This window comes from Delftia sp. WSY_10, assembly GCF_043104705.1.
Lineage (GTDB): Bacteria > Pseudomonadota > Gammaproteobacteria > Burkholderiales > Burkholderiaceae_C > Comamonas > Comamonas tsuruhatensis.
The window spans coordinates 362,765-379,235 of record NZ_JBICKY010000019.1; the positions used below are offsets into that span (position 1 = coordinate 362,765).

At 68.0% G+C, this 16,471-nt stretch carries 19 protein-coding genes; 11 read left to right on the plus strand and 8 right to left on the minus strand.

What is annotated here, in order from left to right; all coding sequences use genetic code 11:
* The first annotated feature begins 65 nt into the window (after positions 1–65).
* From ACF8ML_RS10470 to ACF8ML_RS10510, 9 genes are all read left to right on the plus strand, one after another.
* Positions 66–1,052 (plus strand): YihY/virulence factor BrkB family protein, encoded by a 987-nt coding sequence (locus ACF8ML_RS10470; RefSeq protein WP_046238973.1) that lies wholly within the window; start codon positions 66–68, stop codon positions 1,050–1,052.
* A gap of 123 nt (positions 1,053–1,175) precedes the next feature.
* The gene (locus tag ACF8ML_RS10475) at positions 1,176–2,114 is read left to right on the plus strand and encodes a LysR family transcriptional regulator (RefSeq protein ID WP_209670592.1); all 939 of its coding nucleotides are present in this window, start codon (positions 1,176–1,178) and stop codon (positions 2,112–2,114) included.
* A gap of 220 nt (positions 2,115–2,334) precedes the next feature.
* Positions 2,335–3,198, plus strand: coding sequence for a branched-chain amino acid ABC transporter permease (locus tag ACF8ML_RS10480; RefSeq protein WP_016448674.1), 864 nt, complete (start codon positions 2,335–2,337; stop codon positions 3,196–3,198).
* Complete coding sequence (locus ACF8ML_RS10485; RefSeq protein ID WP_046238969.1) at positions 3,199–4,173, plus strand: branched-chain amino acid ABC transporter permease; 975 nt, start codon at positions 3,199–3,201, stop codon at positions 4,171–4,173.
* Positions 4,160–4,924, plus strand: coding sequence for an ABC transporter ATP-binding protein (locus tag ACF8ML_RS10490; RefSeq protein ID WP_016452146.1), 765 nt, complete (start codon positions 4,160–4,162; stop codon positions 4,922–4,924). The genes ACF8ML_RS10485 and ACF8ML_RS10490 overlap by 14 nt, the downstream gene beginning before the upstream one ends.
* Positions 4,911–5,618, plus strand: coding sequence for an ABC transporter ATP-binding protein (locus ACF8ML_RS10495; RefSeq protein ID WP_013800138.1), 708 nt, complete (start codon positions 4,911–4,913; stop codon positions 5,616–5,618). Before ACF8ML_RS10490 ends, ACF8ML_RS10495 begins: the two co-directional genes overlap by 14 nt.
* A gap of 55 nt (positions 5,619–5,673) precedes the next feature.
* Positions 5,674–6,849 (plus strand): ABC transporter substrate-binding protein, encoded by a 1,176-nt coding sequence (locus ACF8ML_RS10500; RefSeq protein ID WP_013800139.1) that lies wholly within the window; start codon positions 5,674–5,676, stop codon positions 6,847–6,849.
* Positions 6,850–6,978: 129 nt separating this feature from the next.
* Positions 6,979–7,260 (plus strand): type II toxin-antitoxin system RelE/ParE family toxin, encoded by a 282-nt coding sequence (locus tag ACF8ML_RS10505; protein ID WP_013800140.1) that lies wholly within the window; start codon positions 6,979–6,981, stop codon positions 7,258–7,260.
* Positions 7,261–7,302: 42 nt separating this feature from the next.
* Positions 7,303–7,602: a HigA family addiction module antitoxin gene (locus ACF8ML_RS10510; protein WP_013800141.1), complete on the plus strand. Its 300-nt coding sequence runs from the start codon at positions 7,303–7,305 to the stop codon at positions 7,600–7,602.
* 92 nt (positions 7,603–7,694) lie between these two features.
* Here the strand turns inward: ACF8ML_RS10510 and ACF8ML_RS10515 are convergent, their stop codons facing one another.
* The 4 genes from ACF8ML_RS10515 to ACF8ML_RS10530 all read right to left on the minus strand — a co-directional run bounded on the left by ACF8ML_RS10515 (position 7,695) and on the right by ACF8ML_RS10530 (position 11,425).
* Positions 7,695–8,468: an SDR family oxidoreductase gene (locus ACF8ML_RS10515; protein WP_016448669.1), complete on the minus strand. Its 774-nt coding sequence runs from the start codon at positions 8,466–8,468 to the stop codon at positions 7,695–7,697.
* Positions 8,469–8,603: 135 nt separating this feature from the next.
* Complete coding sequence (locus tag ACF8ML_RS10520) at positions 8,604–9,410, minus strand: IclR family transcriptional regulator (protein WP_016448668.1); 807 nt, start codon at positions 9,408–9,410, stop codon at positions 8,604–8,606.
* Between the two features lie 44 nt (positions 9,411–9,454).
* Positions 9,455–10,228, minus strand: coding sequence for a ferredoxin--NADP reductase (locus ACF8ML_RS10525; protein WP_016448667.1), 774 nt, complete (start codon positions 10,226–10,228; stop codon positions 9,455–9,457).
* Positions 10,229–10,489: 261 nt separating this feature from the next.
* Positions 10,490–11,425 (minus strand): LysR family transcriptional regulator, encoded by a 936-nt coding sequence (locus tag ACF8ML_RS10530; RefSeq protein WP_392407092.1) that lies wholly within the window; start codon positions 11,423–11,425, stop codon positions 10,490–10,492.
* Positions 11,426–11,518: 93 nt separating this feature from the next.
* Between ACF8ML_RS10530 and ACF8ML_RS10535 the strand changes: the two genes are divergently transcribed.
* Positions 11,519–12,310: an SDR family NAD(P)-dependent oxidoreductase gene (locus tag ACF8ML_RS10535; protein WP_392407093.1), complete on the plus strand. Its 792-nt coding sequence runs from the start codon at positions 11,519–11,521 to the stop codon at positions 12,308–12,310.
* A gap of 17 nt (positions 12,311–12,327) precedes the next feature.
* Here the strand turns inward: ACF8ML_RS10535 and ACF8ML_RS10540 are convergent, their stop codons facing one another.
* The 4 genes from ACF8ML_RS10540 to ACF8ML_RS10555 form a co-directional block, all read right to left on the minus strand.
* On the minus strand, positions 12,328–12,609 hold the full coding sequence (locus tag ACF8ML_RS10540; protein WP_016452140.1) for a DUF3325 domain-containing protein: 282 nt from the start codon (positions 12,607–12,609) through the stop codon (positions 12,328–12,330).
* Positions 12,606–14,333, minus strand: a complete 1,728-nt coding sequence (locus ACF8ML_RS10545) for a PepSY-associated TM helix domain-containing protein (protein WP_392407094.1) — start codon at positions 14,331–14,333, stop codon at positions 12,606–12,608. Before ACF8ML_RS10545 ends, ACF8ML_RS10540 begins: the two co-directional genes overlap by 4 nt.
* The gene (locus ACF8ML_RS10550; RefSeq protein ID WP_016452138.1) at positions 14,330–14,656 is read right to left on the minus strand and encodes a DUF3649 domain-containing protein; all 327 of its coding nucleotides are present in this window, start codon (positions 14,654–14,656) and stop codon (positions 14,330–14,332) included. Before ACF8ML_RS10550 ends, ACF8ML_RS10545 begins: the two co-directional genes overlap by 4 nt.
* 140 nt (positions 14,657–14,796) lie before the next feature.
* The gene (locus tag ACF8ML_RS10555; protein ID WP_392407095.1) at positions 14,797–15,657 is read right to left on the minus strand and encodes a LysR substrate-binding domain-containing protein; all 861 of its coding nucleotides are present in this window, start codon (positions 15,655–15,657) and stop codon (positions 14,797–14,799) included.
* Positions 15,658–15,813: 156 nt separating this feature from the next.
* Between ACF8ML_RS10555 and ACF8ML_RS10560 the strand changes: the two genes are divergently transcribed.
* Positions 15,814–16,350, plus strand: a complete 537-nt coding sequence (locus ACF8ML_RS10560; RefSeq protein ID WP_046986944.1) for a cysteine dioxygenase family protein — start codon at positions 15,814–15,816, stop codon at positions 16,348–16,350.
* The last annotated feature ends 121 nt before the right edge of the window (positions 16,351–16,471 follow it).

Consider the following 16,471-nt stretch of genomic DNA (forward strand, 5'->3'; position numbering starts at 1 on the left):
GCGCACAGGCCCCTGTCGGCACAGGCTGACAGGGCGCCGGTGCGCCGCTGCGCACAATGGGGGCCATGCCCTCAGATACCCCGGAAACTCCCCCCGCCTCGTCCTGGTCCGCACGCCTGGACCGGCTGCTGGAACTGAACCCGCTGCGCGCCATGTGGAACGCCGTGCAGCTTTGGCTGGACGCCGATGGCCTGCGCATGAGCGCCGCCATGTCCTTCTACGGCATCCTGAGCCTTGCCCCGCTGCTGCTGCTGCTGGTCGGCGTGCTGGGCTGGTGGGTGGACCGCAGCTATGTGGAGCACCAGCTCATCGACCAGGTGCAGGACGTGATCGGCGAGCGCGGCGCCCAGGTGGTGCGCGGCGCGCTGGAAAGCGCCCAGCGGCCCGACGAGGGGCGGCTGGCTTCGCTGTTCGGCTTCATCCTGCTGATGTCGGGCGCCACCGGTGTCTTCGTGGAGCTGCAGTCCGCGCTGGAAAGGCTCTGGACCTCCAACGGCGAGCCGCCGCCGCCCAAGGCCGTGTGGTGGCGCATGGCCGCGCTGCGGCTGCGCGGCCTGACCTATGTGCTGGCGCTGGGCTTCTTGCTGCTGGTGTCCATGGCCCTGTCCACGGCCATCCAGCTGATCACCAACTGGGCCGGCACCAAGCTGCAGATGCAGCCGCTGGGGCCGCTGGTCAGCCTGATCAACGAGTGCGTGTCCTTCGGCATCACCGTGCTGCTCTTTGTGGGGCTGATGCGCATAGGCGGCGGCCCCAAGCCCCGGCTGCGCTATCTGATCTTCGGGGCCATCATCGGCGCCCTGCTGTTCACGCTGGGCAAGCAGGCCCTGGCCTGGTACCTGGCCACGGCGGCCGTGGTCTCGGCCTATGGCGCGGCGGGCTCGCTGGTGGTGCTGCTGATGTGGATCTACTTTTCCTCGGCCATCCTGCTGCTGTCGGCCGCCACGGCCAAGGCCTTCAGCGATGCCGGCGTGCGCTTCACCCACCCCATCCGCTGGGCGCCGCCCGCCGAGGCGGCCAGCGCCGGGGACACTCCGGGCGGCAAGGGCTGAGTTCCCGCATTTCGACGAAGATGAACGCCTGCGCCGCGGCCCGCAAAGCCGCGGCGCAGGCGTTTGGGCAATGGAACAATGCAGCAAAGTCCCCTGGCACCAAGGCCGGGGGCCAAGGACAAGATGGACCGATTGCAGACCATGCGGGTATTCCAGACCGTGGCCGACGAGGCCGGGTTTTCGGCGGCGGCGCGGCGCCTGGACATGTCCGTGCCCACGGTCACGCGCCTGGTGGCCGACCTGGAGCAGCACCTGGGCACGCGGCTGCTGCAGCGCACCACGCGAAGCGTCTCGCTGACCGAGGCTGGCGAGGCCTACCTGGAGCGCGTGCGCGGCATCCTGGCCGATGTGGAGGACGCCTTCAGCCTGGCCCAGGCGCACACGCTGGAGCTGTCTGGCGCCGTGCGCGTGCTCACGCCGCCCGTGTTCGCCGAGCATGTGCTGGCACCGCTGGTGGCGGACTTCCACCGCCTGCACCCGCGCATCTGCATCGAGGTCTTCGTGGAGTCGGCCAGCGAGGCGGCCGTGGGCGAATACGACATCACCTTCCTCAATGCCGAGGAGGGCTACGACGGCAACGTGGTGGCCCGGCCCATCGTCACCACCTGCGGCCTGGCCTGCGCCGCGCCCGAGTACCTGGACGCCCATGGCGTGCCTGTCGTGCCCGAGGACCTGGCCGGCCACCAGTGCCTGCTGCGCCGGCGCATCCAGGGCCGCTCCGACATGCTGCGCATGCGCCGGCTCGACGGCAACGCGGGCGAGGTCGAGGTGGCCGTGCGCCCCGTGCTGGTGGCCAACCACACGGGCACGCTGCTGCGCGCCACGCTGGACGGCGCGGGCATCAGCACCCAGCCGCTGGACCTGATCGCGCGCCACCTGCGCTCGGGCCGGCTGCGCCATGTGCTGCCCGAATGGACCACGGGCCGATTCACGCTCTACGCCACCCTGCCCACGCGCAAGTTCATGCCGGCGCGCGTGCGCAGCTTCCTTGACTTCGTGGCCGAGCACACGCAGCGCTCCATGCAGGGCCTGCCCGAGAACCTGCCGGCGCTGTCCATCTAGCGTTCCCCGCTCCTGCCGGCCTGCGCCTGTCATCTAGGTTACTGCCGCAGCGGTTTGAGCCTCGGGGTTTCCCAGGTGAATTCCGCTGTGCGGAATCTTCGGGTTGATGGTGCACGGCACCGCCTCCTAAGCTGGTTCACAGCAAACAAGGAGGCAAGGCAATGCGAGAACAGACCCTGGTCCGGTGGCGGCCACCGGCGGCGGCAGGCGGGAGGCGGTGATGGACGTCTTCCTGCAGCAAGTGCTCAACGGACTGACCCTGGGCGGCATCTATGGCCTCGTGGCCCTGGGCCTGACCCTGGTCTACGGCATCCTGCACGTGCCCAACTTCGCGCACGGGGGCTTCTACATGATCGGCGCCTTCGTGGCCTTCCAGGCCATGGTGGCCTGGAGCTGGGGCTACTGGGCGGCCATGCTGGTGGCGGCGGTGGCGGTGGCGGTGCTGGGCATCGTCAGCGAGCGGCTGATCTTCCATCCGCTGCGCAAGGCCTCTCCCCTGCATCCCAAGATCGCCTCCATCGGCCTGCTGCTGTTTCTGGAAGCGGGCGCCCAGGCGCTGTGGGGCGCGGACTTCCAGCGCATGCCCACGCCCTATACCTCCATCGTGGAGATGGGCGGCATCACGGCGCCTGCGCAGCGCCTGCTGATCATCGTCGCGGCCTTTGCGCTGATGGTGGCGCTGCACCTGTTCCTGACGCGCACCACCACGGGCTCGACCATCATCGCCATGGCCCAGAACCGCGAGGGCGCATCGATGGTGGGCATCGACGCCAACCGCGTATCCATGCTGACCTTTGCCATCTCAGGCGTGCTCGCGGCCGTGGCGGCCACGCTGTATGCGCCCATCAACCTGGTCTATCCGGCCATGGGTCACCTGGTCATCACCAAGGCCTTCGTGATCATCATCCTGGGCGGCATGGGCAGCATCCCGGGCGCCGTGCTGGGCGGGCTGATCATCGGCTTCGCCGAGAGCTTCGGCGCCTACTACATCTCCACCGACTACAAGGACATCATCGCCTTCGTGCTGCTGGTGGTGATCCTGTCGCTGCGCCCGCAGGGCCTGTTCGCCAAGAGGAGTCATTGAATGAACGGATTCATCGACTCCCGCATCGCCTGGGGCCTGCTGCTGGCCGCCGGCATCGCCTTTCCCTGGCTGGCGGGCAACGACTACCACCTCACGGTGATGAGCACGGCCTACATCTTCGCCATCGCCACGCTGGGCCTGAACCTGATCACGGGCTACACGGGCCAGCTCAATCTGGCGCATGCGGGCTTCATGGCCGCGGGCGCCTATACCGTGGGCATCCTCACGGTGGACCATGGCTGGCCGTTCTGGGGCGGGCTGGTGATGTCGGGCGTGGTGTGCGCGGTGCTGGGCTACCTGATCGGCATCGTCTCGCTGCGGCTCAAGGGCCACTACTTCTCCATCTTCACGCTGTGCGTGGGCTACATCATGTTCCTCGTCATCGAGAAGTGGGAGGGCCTGACCCACGGCACGGTGGGCATCATGGGCATCCCTGCGCCCGAGGCCCTGGGCGCGCTGAGCTTCGAGTCGCCGCTGGCGCTGTACTACCTGGTGCTGGCCTTCCTCGTGGCCTCGGTCTGGGTGATGCGGCGCATCGTCCGGTCGCTGCTGGGCCGCACCTTCATGGCCATCCGCAACAGCGACGAGCTGGCCGAGGCGCTCGGCATCAACCTCATGCGCAACAAGGTGCTGGCCTTCATGCTGAGCGTGGTCTACGCGGGCGTGGCCGGCGGCCTGTATGCGGGCTTCGTGCGCTTCATCGGTCCCGACATGGCCGGCGTGCACCACACCTTCGACATGATGATCTTCGCCATGGTCGGCGGCATGGGCACGGTGCTGGGGCCGCTGCTGGGCGCCATCGGCATGCCCTGGATCACGCAGTACCTGCAGTTCCTGCAGGAGTACCGCTTCATCGTCTTCGGCCCGATTCTCGTGATGCTGGTGATCTTCATGCCCTACGGCGTGGTGGGCAGCGTCACCGCCTGGCGCGCGCGCCGCAATGCCAAGGAGGGCAAGCCGCATGCTCAAGATTGACCACCTGACCAAGCGGTTCGGCGGACTGGCCGCCGTGAGCGATGTCAGCACCGTGATCGAGGAAGGCCGCATCAACGCCATCATCGGCCCCAACGGCGCCGGCAAGACCACGTTCTTCAACCTGATCAGCTGCGTGCACAAGCCCACCTCGGGCACCATCACCTTCAATGGTCAGGACGTGACCTCGCTGCGCACCGACCAGGTGGCGAAACTGGGCGTGGCGCGCACCTTCCAGACCACGGCGCTGTTCGACCGCGCCACGGTGCTGGACAACCTCATCGTGGGCCACCGGCTGCGCACGCGCTCAGGCCTGTGGGACGTGCTGCGCGGCTCCAGCCGCCTGCGCGAGGAAGAGCGCGTGTGCCGCGAAAAGGCACGCGACGCGCTGGACTTCGTGGGCCTGTCGCATGTGGCCGGCCGCATTGCGGGCGACATCACGCAGGAGGAGCGCAAGCGCGTGGCCTTCGCGCTGGCCCTGGCCACCGACCCCAAGCTGATGCTGCTCGACGAGCCCGCCGGCGGCGTCAACCCCGAGGAGACCGAGGGCCTGGCCGAGCTGATCCGCAAGCTGGTGCGCCACGGCATCACGGTGGCGCTGATCGAGCACAAGATGGGCATGATCATGAGCCTGGCCGACAAGATCCTGGTGCTCAGCTACGGCGAGAAGATCGCCGAGGGCACGCCCGAGGAAATCCGCCGCAACCCCGCCGTCATCGATGCCTACCTGGGGAGCGAGCATGCTGAAGTTTGAGAACGTGTCGCTGCGCTACGGCAGCTTCCTGGCGCTGGACGGCGTGAGCCTGCATGCCGACCGGGGCGAGCTGGTGGTGCTGCTGGGCGCCAACGGCGCGGGCAAGAGTTCGCTGTTCCTCACGGCCAGCGGCATCCACAAGGCCGCTGGCGGCTCCATCGTCTGGAATGGCAAGGAGCTGGCCGGCAGCAAGCCCTCGGCCATCGTGCAGTCCGGCGTGGTGCAGTGCCCCGAAGGGCGCAAGCTGTTCCCCCAGATGTCGGTGCTGCGCAACCTGCAGCTGGGCGCCTATGTGCACCGCCGCGACCCCGGTCCCAGCCAGAAGACGCTGCAGGAGGTGATGGAGCTGTTTCCCATCCTGCGCGAGAAGCAGCACGACCCGGCCGGCTCGCTGTCGGGCGGCCAGCAGCAGATGGTGGCCATCGGCCGCGCCATGATGGGCCGGCCCCAGGCCCTGCTGCTGGACGAGCCCTCGCTGGGCCTGGCGCCCCTGGTCATCAAGCAGATGTTCGAGGCCATACAGCGCATCAACGCGGCCGGCACCACCGTGCTGCTGGCCGAGCAGAACGCCTATGCGGCGCTGAAGATCGCGCACCGCGCCTATGTGATGGAAAGCGGCCGCATCGTGCGCGAGGGCAGGCCCGCCGAATTGCTGGCCGACGACTCCATCCGAAAAGCCTACATCGGCGCATGACGCCGCCTCTTGCCTCTACCCAAGCCACCACCACCAACGATCCAAGGAGACAGACATGACAGCATTCGCACCATTGACCCGCCGCAGGGTGGGCACGCTGGCCCTGGCCTGCGCCGCCGTGGCCGCCGCCGGCCCCGCGCTGGCGCAGGAGGTGGTCAAGATCGGCTACTCCGGCCCGCTGTCGGGCGGCGCTGCCCAGTACGGCAAGAACGTGCTCGACGGCATGCAGATGGCCGTCTCCGAGATCAATGCCGCAGCGCCCGAGATCGGTGGCAAGAAGGTCAAGATCGAGATCGTTCCGCTGGACGACAAGTACAACCCGTCCGAGACCGCGATCAACGCCCAGCGCCTGGTGCAGCAGCACAAGACGGCGGCCATCCTGGTGCCGCATTCGGGCGGCATCTTCGCGCTGCAGACCACCAACGAGCGCAGCAACTTCATCGTGCTGGCCTACAGCTCGGTGCCGCAGATCACCAACCGGGGCAACAAGCTGACCCTGCGCATCCCGCCCGAGTTCACCTCGTACATCGACCCGTTCTCCAAGTACGTGATGGGCCGCTTCGGCAAGAAGGTGGCCCTGGTGGGCGCCGACCACGACTACGCCAAGGCCTGGGTCGCTGCCTTCAAGCCCGGCTGGGAAAAGCTGGGCGGCACCGTGGTGGCCGAGAACGCCATGAGCTACAACCGCGCCACCGATTTCTACAGCGGCGTGAGCAAGGCCCTGGCCGAAAAGCCCGATGTGCTCTTCGTGGGCGGAGCCTCCGAGCCCACGGCCCTGGTCGTCAAGCAGGCGCGCGAGCTGGGTTTCAAGGGCGGTTTCGTGGTCATGGACCAGGCCAAGCTCGACGAAATGGCCCGCGTGGTCGGGGGCTATGCGCCGCTGGAAGGCGCCATCGGCGTCATGCCCGTCTCCGAGGACACCAAGCCCGAGAACAAGGCCTTCGTCGAACGCTTCGGCAAGGTCTACCCGGGCCGCATCCCGGGCTCGGAGGCGCAGTGGAACTACACAGCCGTGCACGCCACCGTCAAGGCCATGCAGCTGGCCGGCTCGGCCTCGGACACCAAGGCCATCCACGCCAAGCTCGACGAGGCCTACAAATCCCTGCGCCCCGACGTGAACCCCGGCGGCGTCAAGGGCGTGGATGAGCGTGGCGGCACGTTGACCACGGAACGCGGTGCCGCTGTGCGCGACGGCAAGATCGAGGCGGTGATGACGGTGGCGAACAAGTAGAGCGCTGCTCAGTTTTTCGACCGAAAGCGCCTGGTGCCAGCTTGATCTGGCCCAGGCGCTTTCTTGTGGACTCAGTGGCCCGGTAATTACGTTTGACGTTACTGACGCGATGCGTTATTATTTGCTTCCATGACGATCCAGTCATTCAAGTGCCCCGACACCGAGCAACTGTTCCAGCAGAGGAGGGTGCGTCGGTGGAGCAGCATTGAAGTGGTTGCGCTGCGCAAGCTTCGGATGCTGCATGCCGCTCATGTGCTTCAGGACTTGAGGGTCCCGCCCGGAAACCGGCTGGAGGCGCTGCACGGAGATCGCAAGGGGCAGCACAGCATCCGCATCAATGACCAGTGGCGCGTGTGCTTTGTGTGGACCCATGAAGGCCCGAGTGAGCTGGAGATCGTCGATTACCACTGAAGCGAAAGCGTTGATCCTGGATCTGGCGCAGGAGTGCTGACCATGAACAAACCTTTGAACCTCCCCACGCCAGGCGAAATCCTGGCCACTGAATTCCTGGAGCCCATGGGCCTGACGCAATACCGCCTGGCCCAGGCCATCCATGTCCCGCAGACACGCATCGCGGCCATCGTCAAGAACGGCCGCTCCATCACCGCGGATACGGCGCTGCGCCTGGCGCGCTTCTTCGGCACGTCCGTGGAGTTCTGGATGAATCTGCAAAGCCAGTACGACGCCGATATCGCGCGCGAGGCCATAGGCGACGACCTGGAGTCCATCGAGCCCTTTGCTCTGCAGGCTTGAAGAAGACATGCTGAGTCGCTGCGCAGCGGCTCACGTAAGAAAGGCCCCTGCACCGCGGTACAGGGGCCTTTCTCATTGCAGGGCAGCGTTGTTTACAACAAGCTCGCTCCACCATCCAGCACCAACGCCTGCCCCGTCATGTGCCGAGACGCATCGGACGCCAGGTAGACCACGGCGCCCTTGAGGTCCTCCTCGCCGCCGATGCGTCGCAGCGGGGCGCGGGCGATGAGCTGGTCGCCGAGTTTGTCGATGAGGCCGTTGGCCAGCTTGCTGGGGAAAAAGCCCGGGCAGATGGAGTTGACGCGGATGCCGTAGTGGCCCCATTCCGAGGCCAGGGTGCGCGCCAGGTGCACGGCGGCCGCCTTGGAGGTGTTGTAGGCCACGGTGTTCATGCCGGGCGGCGTGCCCTTGAAGGCGGCGACCGAGGCCGTGATGATCACGTTGCCCCGGCCCTTGGGGATCATCACGCGCCTGGCCACTTCGCGGGTGAGGAAGAAGGGTGCGGAGACGTTGAGGTTCATGACCTTGTTCCAGGCCTCGTCCGGGTATTCCTCGGCCTTGGCGCCCCAGGTGGCGCCCGCGTTGTTGACGAGGATGTCGATGTCGCCGCAGCGCGCCAGCACGTCCTCGACCAGGGCGGGGATGGTGTCGAACTTCTGCAGGTCGTTGGTGAAGGTCTCGACCTGGTAGCCAAGGCCCTGCAGGTGGGCCTTGGCTTCGGCCAGCTCGTCGGACTTGCGCGCCGTGATGGCGAGCCGGGCGCCCATCTCGCCCAGCGCCTCGGCCATCTGCAGGCCCAGGCCGCGCGAGCCTCCGGTGATCAGGGCGGTCTTGCCCGTGAGGTCGAACAATGCTTTCACGCTCATGCTGTATGTCTCCTGGCTTGGGTTTCTGGTGGTTGAGCAACACCTGCATGCTAGGGCGCCGGCACCGTGCACGCTGTCGTCTTGGCTACTTTGCCGTGCTGAGCGGTACCGCGCGGGCACCTGCGGGACAGGCGTTCAGGCCCTGTCGATGTCCTGCTGCAGCCGCCGCACCATGCGCTGCAGCGCGGGCACGCCGTCCTGGCGCAGTGCGTCGGCCGTGACGAAGCGCGAGGGCCCGCCCAGGCTGACGGCCATCAGCGGCAGGCCGCGCCCCGGCGAGAAGGCCAGGGCAATGGCGTTGACCTCGGGCTGCCAGTCGCCGAACGAGCGCGACAGCCAGGGCTGGGGCTGGTTGCCTGCCTCCGGCCATAGCGGCAGCTGGGCCTGTGCGGCGGCCCATTGCTCGGGGGCGTGCGATTGCAGGTAGTCCAGCGCGCGCTGGCGCTCGGATGCGGGGCTGGCGGCCAGCCAGGCGCGGCCCACGGCCGTGGTGGCCAGGGGAATGCGCGAGCCCATGTCCAGGTCGCGGTGCATGAAGCGCGCGCTGGGGCAGTGCTCGATGTAGACCATGTTGTGCCGGTCGCGCGTGGCCAGGGCCACCTCGGCATCGGTGGCGGCCGCCAGCTTGCGCATCAGCGGGCGCGCGATCTGGCGCACGTCCAGGCGCGAGAGCATGGCGCTGCCCAGCGCCAGCGTGGCCGTGCCCAGGCGGTATTTGCCCTCTTCGGGCACATGGATGAGGTAACCCAGCGTGGTCAGCGTGTGCGTCAGGCGCGAGACCGTGGACTTGGGCAGTCCGCAGCGCCTGGCGATGTCCTGGTTGCCCAGCAGCTTCTCGCCGGAGCGAAAGCACGACAGCACGTCCAGCCCGCGCGCCAGTGCGACGATGAAGTTGCGGTCTTCGTCGCCTGGCGGGGCTGAAGGAAGGGAGGAGGGCGGCATGCGCCGATTATCGGCAGCCGCCCCGCCACGGGGTGTCGTGGGCTTTACTTCTCGACGAAGGCGCGCTCGACCACGAAGTCGCCGGGCGTGGTGGTGTTGCCTTCCTTGAAGCCGCGGTGCTCCAGCAGCTCCTTGAGTTCGTTCAGCATGGCGGGGCTGCCGCACAACATGACGCGGTCGGTCTCGGGGTTGAGCTCGGGCAGGCCGATGTTCTGCGGGAAGGTTCCGGCCGTGATCTGGTTGGAGATGCGGCCCTGGTTGCGGAAGGGCTCGCGCGTCACCGTGGGGTAGTAGATGAGCTTGTCCTTGACGATCTCGCCGAGGAACTCGTGCTCGGGCAGTTCCTTCTCGAACAGCTCCTGGTAGGCCAGCTCGTTGGCATGGCGCACGCCGTGCACCACGACCACCTTCTCGTAGCGCTCGTAGGTCTCGGGGTCGCGCGCCACGGCCAGCCAGGGGGCCAGGCCCGTGCCGGTGCCGATCAGGTACAGGTTCTTGCCGGGCAGCAGGTAGTCGATCAGCAGCGTGCCCGTGGGCTTCTTGCCGACGATGATGGTGTCGCCCACCTTGATGTTCTGCAGGCGCGAGGTCAGCGGGCCGTCGGGCACCTTGATGGACAGGAACTCCAGGTGCTCCTCGTAATTGGGGCTGGCAATGGAGTAGGCGCGCAGCAGGTTCTTGCCGTCGACCTTCAGGCCGATCATCGTGAAATGGCCGTTGGAAAAGCGCAGCGCAGTGTCACGGGTGGTGGTGAAGGAGAAAAGGCGGTCGGTCCAGTGGTGGACGGACAGCACGCGTTCTTCAAGAAAAGCACTCATGTTGGCAATACGGTGAATTCGGGGCAGGCAGTGCCCGCCGGGACGTTGCAATGAGAGGTCAGTGCCATTCAGGCACGCGGTGGCGGGAAGCACAGGGGGCAGGCGCGGTGTGCGCGTTGCCGCTGCTTCGTGGCGGCCGGTGACCGGGGCAAGGTCGCTATTGTCCGGTAAATGGCGTCAAAAGGGGCAGGCGCGAACCTTTGTCTTGATACGGATTAGTGATAAGCAAAATGACGCTGGCCGAGTCCGGCGGGCCATCGCCTATTGCTTTTCGGGCAGGCCAGCGTCGAGTGTCCAGGGCTGTATGGCCTGTGCCAGCCAGTCCATAAGCACGCGCACGCGGCGTGGCAATTGGCGGCGGTGGGCATAGACCAGGTGCAAGGGCATGGGCGGGGGCGGATGGCGGGGCAACACCTCGACCAGTTCCCCTGCGTCCAGCAGCGGCTGCACGGCCAGGCGCGGGACCTGGATCAGGCCCAGGCCGGCCTGGCAGGCCGAGAGATAGGCCTCGGCGTTGTTCACGGTGAGCGCGCCCGCCATGGGCAGGCTGAGTGCCTGGCCGTCCTCTTCGTACTCGAAGCCCAGCGGCCGCGCGCCCAGCGTGCGCTGGTAATGCACCAGCCGGTGTCCGCCCAGGTCGGCCAGCGTGGCCGGCAGGCCGTGGGCCTGCGCATAGCCGGGGCTGGCGCAGGTGACAAGCGCCAGCCGGCCCAGCGGGCGGGCGACCAGCCCGGGCTCGTCCACGGGGCCCAGGCGCAGCACGCAGTCGAAGCCTTCGCGCACCAGGTCCACGCGGCGCTCGGTGCAGCTCAGTTCCAGCTCCAGCGCCGGATGGCTTTGCAGCAGTTGCGGCAGCAAGGGCATGACGACGTGGCGCGCCAGGCCCGTGGTCATGTCCAGCCGCACCTTGCCCTGCAGCGGCGCGTCGCCGGCCTGCTGGAACTGGCCCTGGAATTCGTCCACGTCGGCCAGCAGGTCCTGGCAGCGTTCGTAGCAGGCCTGGCCGTCCTGGGTGAGCTGCACGCGCCGCGTGGTCCGGTGCAGCAGCCGCGTGCCCAGCCGCGCCTCCAGTTGCTGCACGGCCTGGGAGACGCTGGCCTTGGGCAGGCCCATGCTGTCGGCCGCACGCGTGAAGCTGGCCATCTCGGCCACGCGGCTGAAGATCTGCATCTGCTCCAGAAGCTTGATTGTTTGCATGGGACGAACAAATAAATCAGAAACAGCCAATTTATCCAAAAATAGACCTTCAATACAGTCGCTGTCATTGCAAACCACCTAACGAGGTCCGCCATGACAGCTTCTCCTTCGACCGCTTCTTCCTCTGCCGCCCGCCGCATCGTCCTCGTCACGGGCGGCAGCCGCGGCCTGGGCCGCAATACGGCCGAGCATCTGGCGCGCCAGGGCCTGGACGTGGTGCTGACCTACCGCGAGCGTGCCGACGAGGCCCAGGCCGCCGTGGCCGCCATCGAGGCGCTGGGCGGGCGGGCCGCCGCCCTGCAGCTGGACGTGGCGCGCAGCGCGGGCTTTGCGGACTTTGCGGCCCGCGTGCGCAGGGTCCTGGCCGAGACCTGGCAGGCCGACCGCCTCGATGCGCTGGTGCACAACGCCGGCATCGGCATCAACGCGCCATTCGCCACCACCACCGAGGCGCAGTTCGACGAACTGTTCGCCATCCACCTGAAGGCGCCGTTCTTCCTGAGCCAGCACCTGCTGCCCCTGCTGCGCGACGGCGGCAGCATCATCCACCTGTCCAGCGGGCTCACGCGCTTCACCCAGCCCGGTTATGCGGCCTATGCGGCCATGAAGGGCGGCGTGGAGGTGCTGACGCGCTACCTGGCGCGCGAGCTGGGGGCGCGCGGCATTCGCGTCAACACGGTGGCGCCGGGGGCGATTGCCACGGATTTTGGCGGCGGCCGTGTGCGCGACGATGCACAGGTAGGCGCGGCCCTGGCCAGCCAGACGGCGCTGGGCCGCGTGGGCCAGCCCGACGACATCGGCCCCGTGATGGCCGCCCTGCTGCAGCCCGGCATGGGCTGGGTGCAGGGCCAGCGCATCGAGGCCTCGGGGGGAATGTTTCTCTGAAGGCGCCGGGAGGGGCGTCAGCGCAGCCGCTCGCGCGCCACCATGGACAGCAGCACGATGGCGGCGGCTGCGCTGATGTGGCCGAACCAGGCCACCAGCCCCAGCGACCAGGGCTCCACCTGCAGCGCCGCCCACAGCGACAGCGCCAGCAGCACCCAGCCGGCCGCGCGCAGGCGCCGTGTGCGGGCGGGTGGCAGTTCCTTGCCGAACAGGTCGCTCTGGTGGCGGTCCATGGCCAGGGCCAGGCAGGCGAAGGCGCCCAGGGCCAGCAGCTGACAGAACAGATGGGCCATGCTCATGCGCTGGTCTCCGCTGCGGCGGCCGCTGCTGTGGCGGCCACAGCCGTGGCGGCTGCTGTAGCGGCGGCTGACTTGGGCGCGGGCCGGGCGGCGCGCACCGGTTTGGCCTTGGGCTGGTGGCGCTGGGTGCGCAGGGCCAGATGGGCATGCAGTGCGGCCAGGGCCAGCAGCATGAGGTCCATGCCGGCAAACACCCAGTCGCCCGCGCGCAGGCTGGCCAAGAGGCCGCGATCCGTGGTCAGCGCGTTGACCACGGGCAGCAGGGCCAGAACGGCGGCGCCGGCCCACAGCAACTCGATCCAGGCCCGCCTGGCGGGCCGGCCCATCGCCCAGAACAGGGTGGCACCCCAGGCGATGAACATGGCGTGCACCTCCCACTCGGCGCGCTGCGCCATCTCCACCGGCAGCAGGCGATTGGCCCAGAGCATGCCGGCCATGCCGATGGACAGGCCGGCTATGGTGGCGATGTTCAGCCGTTCCACGAGCCGGAAGCCGAAATGCGGCCTGTCCGGGTCGGGCAGCTTGCTGCGCCGCTTGACGTTCCACAGCACCAGTCCTGTTCCCACCATGGCCGTGCCCGCAAGGCTGACGATGAAGTACAGCCAGCGCGTGGGCAGGTCGCCGAAGCGGCCCATGTGCAGCGCATAGAGCACGCCGCGCGTCTCGGCGGCGGCGCCCACGCTGTCCTGGGCCTGCAGCAGCTGGCCGCTGACGCCGTCGAACGTCATGAACTGCGGGCTGATGGAGACGCGGCCGTTGTCGCCGCGCACCACGACCACGCTGGCCTTGGCATCGCCGGGCAGGTTGACGTTCAGGCGCTCCACCTGGCCCGCGCCCCAGCGCTGCTCGGCCTGGCGCACCATGTCGGCCAGCGGTGCCAGGGGCGCGGCCTGCCCCGAGGGCTTGCCAGCCGGAACGAAGGCGCTGAGCTGCTGGCCTGCCACCACGCGCTGCTCGGGCGTCATGGTCGTGGCCAGGCTGGCCCAGGGCATGTACATCAGGGCCAGCGTCACCAGGCCGGTGTACGTGATCATCAGGTGAAAGGGCAGGCCCAGCACGGACAGCGCGTTGTGCGCGTCCAGCCAGGAGCGCTGGCCCTTGCCCCAGCGGAAGGTGAAGAAGTCGGCAAAGATCTTCTTGTGCGTGATCACCCCGCTGACGATGGCCACCAGCATGAACATGGCGCACAGCCCCGCCAGATAGCGGCCCCAGAGCACGGGCATGTAGTGGAACTGGAAGTGGAAGCGGTAGAAGAACTCGCCGCCGCGCGTCTCGCGCACCGGGCCTTCGAGGCGCGTGCCGGTGGCCGGGTCGAAGCGGCCGTTCTCGAAGCGGCGCCTGGCGCCCTTTTCGGTCTGCGGCGGGCTCCAGAACACCGTGGCCACCGTGCTGCGCGCATCGGGCAGGTTGATCAGCCATTGCGGGCTTTGCGGCGCCACATGCGCCATGGCGTCGCCGATCCGCTGGGCCACGAGCGCGGGCTCGCTCGCCTGGCTCTGGTGCGGCTGCTCGGGCTGCATCCACTGCGTGATCTCGTTCCTGAAATAGCTCACCGTGCCCGTGAGGAACATGGCGTAGAGGAACCAGCCCAGCAGCAGGCCGACCCAGGTGTGCAGGTCGGACATGGTCTGGCGGATGCCGGGTGCCTTGGCCGCTTTCGCGGGCTTGGCGGGCTTGCCTGCCGTGTTCGTGGTGTCCGGGGTGTTCGTGGTGTTCGTGTTCATGCGCCCAGCCCCTTGCCCCAGGTCCACCACGCGGCAGGCGCCAGTACCAGGGCGGCGACCAGCAGGCCGGCCCAGGCGCGCGTGGCGCTGCGCACGGCAAACACCCAGATCACCGCGCCCGCGTAGACGGCAAAGCTCAGCAAGGTGCCCGAGATCGCCGCCTGCGTGCGGTCTGCGGGCAGGGCCACAACGGCCACGCTGGCCAGGGCGGCCACGGCATAGCCGCCGAACAGCGCGGCGAGGATGCGGGAGATCAGCGGCCCGTAGTCACGGAACCAGTCACGGAACCAGTCATGGGTGCGGGCAAGAGTGGGAGATGGCATGGCGCAGTGCCTGGAAAGGCTCGAAAAACACCGGCAGAGGAGGCGGCAGTGGCGCGGATGTTATTTGAGAATAAGTCCCATTACAAGCAACGCTGGCAAGCTGCACGCCTGCCGTCCCTCCGCCTCCCCAACGCTGTCCCTCAGCCGGCCGGCAGCCGCATGCGTGCCTGCAGGTTCTCGAAGATCTGGCGCGTGACGGGGCTGATCACATGGCTGCGGATGTACAGGCGGTAGACCAGGTCCGGCAGCGGCGGCATGCCGTCGCCCGCACCCAGCACGCGCAGACCCGGGTCCAGTTGCTCCACGCCGCGCGCCGTCACGCCCAGGCCCGCGCGCAGGGCCGCGCGTATGCCCACCAGGCTGGTGCAGGTGTGGCGCGGCGTCCAGGCAATGCCGGCCGCATCCAGCGCATCGCAGCCCAGGCGGCGGAAGATGCTGGGCCCGTCGGCCATGACCAGGGGTACGGGCTTGCCCGGGTCATGGGCATAGCCCGCGCCGCACAGCCACACCGTGGGTGTGGAGCGCAGGGCAAAGCCCTCGAAGCCTTCGTCATCGCGGTTGGAGATGGCCAGGTCCAGCTCGCCCTGCTTGAGCGACTCCATCAGGAACGGGCTGCGCCCCACATGGATGTCGATCTGCATGCCCGGAAAGTTCAGCGCGATCTCCTGCAGCACGGGCGGCAGCATGTTGTCGGCCGCGTCGTGGGGCGCGCCAATGCGCACCAGGCCCTGCACCTGGCGGTGCTGCAGGTTGCGCAGCGCCTCGTCGTGGATGGCCAGCATGTGGCGCGCATAGCCCAGCAGGCGCTGGCCGTGGTCGGTGAGGCGTTTTTGCCGGCCCTGCTTCTCGAACAGCGCGTGGCCGATCTTCTCCTCCAGCCGCTGCATCTGCTGGGTGATGGCCGATTGCGTGCGGCCCATCTGCACGGCGGCGGCGGCAAAGCTGTCGTGGCTGGCAATGGCGGCCAGGGTGCGCAGCAGGTCCAGGTCAAGCGTCTCCATACTTCAATTTTATTGAAGTATTTGTTGAGGGTGCGTGGATTGTTGCGGGCCGGACGCCTCACTACAGTGGGCTTCAACGACGACAAGGAGCCCCCTTTGAACACCACCACCATCACCGAACAGCGCAGCGCCGCCGTGACAGCGGCCATCGACAACATGAAGCAGGCCATTGGCGAAGGCGCTGCCACGCGCGCCAGCCTGGACGCCGTGCTCCAGCAGCTGCTGGGCCTGGCCGCGCGCCGAGACTTCTGGCAGCAGGCCGACTACGCCGCGCCCGAAGAGGGCGAGCACCAGGCGCGCTACCTGATCGCCGAGGACGCCGACCAGAGCTATGCGCTGTACCTCAACGTCATGCGCCCGGGCAAGCGCATCGTGCCGCACAACCACACGACCTGGGCCTGCATTGCCGCCGTGGAAGGCACGGAGCACAACCGCGTCTACGAGCGCACCGACGACGGCTCCGTCCCCGGCAAGGCCACGCTGCGTGAGACGGATCTCGTGGTGGTGGCGCCAGGCCAGGGCATCGCCCTCATGCCCGAGGACATCCACTCCGTGGAGATCCAGGGCGAGCAGGTCATCCGCCACCTGCACATGTACGGCCGCGCGCTGGAGACGCTCAACGAGCGCACCAGCTACGACCTGGCCGCCGGCACCTGCCAGACCATGGCCATCGGCGTGCAGACGCGCCGCTGAGCCCAGGCCTTCCGGCCGCTACCTCCCGCTTCCTGCCTTTTCCCTGTCCATGCCGCAGCGCGCCCCACGGGGCGCGCGTGGCAGGGCTTTGCCCGAAATTCCTTGCCGATCTTTTTCCCGG

What these genes read in the sequence shown, in the direction of transcription:
- ACF8ML_RS10470 (WP_046238973.1), top strand. Translation starts at nt 66, where the DNA reads ATGCCCTCAGATACCCCGGAAACTCCCCCCGCCTCGTCCTGGTCCGCA.
- ACF8ML_RS10475 (WP_209670592.1), top strand. Translation starts at nt 1,176, where the DNA reads ATGGACCGATTGCAGACCATGCGGGTATTCCAGACCGTGGCCGACGAG.
- ACF8ML_RS10480 (WP_016448674.1), top strand. Translation starts at nt 2,335, where the DNA reads ATGGACGTCTTCCTGCAGCAAGTGCTCAACGGACTGACCCTGGGCGGC.
- ACF8ML_RS10485 (WP_046238969.1), top strand. Translation starts at nt 3,199, where the DNA reads ATGAACGGATTCATCGACTCCCGCATCGCCTGGGGCCTGCTGCTGGCC.
- ACF8ML_RS10490 (WP_016452146.1), top strand. Translation starts at nt 4,160, where the DNA reads ATGCTCAAGATTGACCACCTGACCAAGCGGTTCGGCGGACTGGCCGCC.
- ACF8ML_RS10495 (WP_013800138.1), top strand. Translation starts at nt 4,911, where the DNA reads ATGCTGAAGTTTGAGAACGTGTCGCTGCGCTACGGCAGCTTCCTGGCG.
- ACF8ML_RS10500 (WP_013800139.1), top strand. Translation starts at nt 5,674, where the DNA reads ATGACAGCATTCGCACCATTGACCCGCCGCAGGGTGGGCACGCTGGCC.
- ACF8ML_RS10505 (WP_013800140.1), top strand. Translation starts at nt 6,979, where the DNA reads ATGACGATCCAGTCATTCAAGTGCCCCGACACCGAGCAACTGTTCCAG.
- ACF8ML_RS10510 (WP_013800141.1), top strand. Translation starts at nt 7,303, where the DNA reads ATGAACAAACCTTTGAACCTCCCCACGCCAGGCGAAATCCTGGCCACT.
- ACF8ML_RS10515 (WP_016448669.1), bottom strand. Translation starts at nt 8,468, where the DNA reads ATGAGCGTGAAAGCATTGTTCGACCTCACGGGCAAGACCGCCCTGATC.
- ACF8ML_RS10520 (WP_016448668.1), bottom strand. Translation starts at nt 9,410, where the DNA reads ATGCCGCCCTCCTCCCTTCCTTCAGCCCCGCCAGGCGACGAAGACCGC.
- ACF8ML_RS10525 (WP_016448667.1), bottom strand. Translation starts at nt 10,228, where the DNA reads ATGAGTGCTTTTCTTGAAGAACGCGTGCTGTCCGTCCACCACTGGACC.
- ACF8ML_RS10530 (WP_392407092.1), bottom strand. Translation starts at nt 11,425, where the DNA reads ATGCAAACAATCAAGCTTCTGGAGCAGATGCAGATCTTCAGCCGCGTG.
- ACF8ML_RS10535 (WP_392407093.1), top strand. Translation starts at nt 11,519, where the DNA reads ATGACAGCTTCTCCTTCGACCGCTTCTTCCTCTGCCGCCCGCCGCATC.
- ACF8ML_RS10540 (WP_016452140.1), bottom strand. Translation starts at nt 12,609, where the DNA reads ATGAGCATGGCCCATCTGTTCTGTCAGCTGCTGGCCCTGGGCGCCTTC.
- ACF8ML_RS10545 (WP_392407094.1), bottom strand. Translation starts at nt 14,333, where the DNA reads ATGAACACGAACACCACGAACACCCCGGACACCACGAACACGGCAGGC.
- ACF8ML_RS10550 (WP_016452138.1), bottom strand. Translation starts at nt 14,656, where the DNA reads ATGCCATCTCCCACTCTTGCCCGCACCCATGACTGGTTCCGTGACTGG.
- ACF8ML_RS10555 (WP_392407095.1), bottom strand. Translation starts at nt 15,657, where the DNA reads ATGGAGACGCTTGACCTGGACCTGCTGCGCACCCTGGCCGCCATTGCC.
- ACF8ML_RS10560 (WP_046986944.1), top strand. Translation starts at nt 15,814, where the DNA reads ATGAAGCAGGCCATTGGCGAAGGCGCTGCCACGCGCGCCAGCCTGGAC.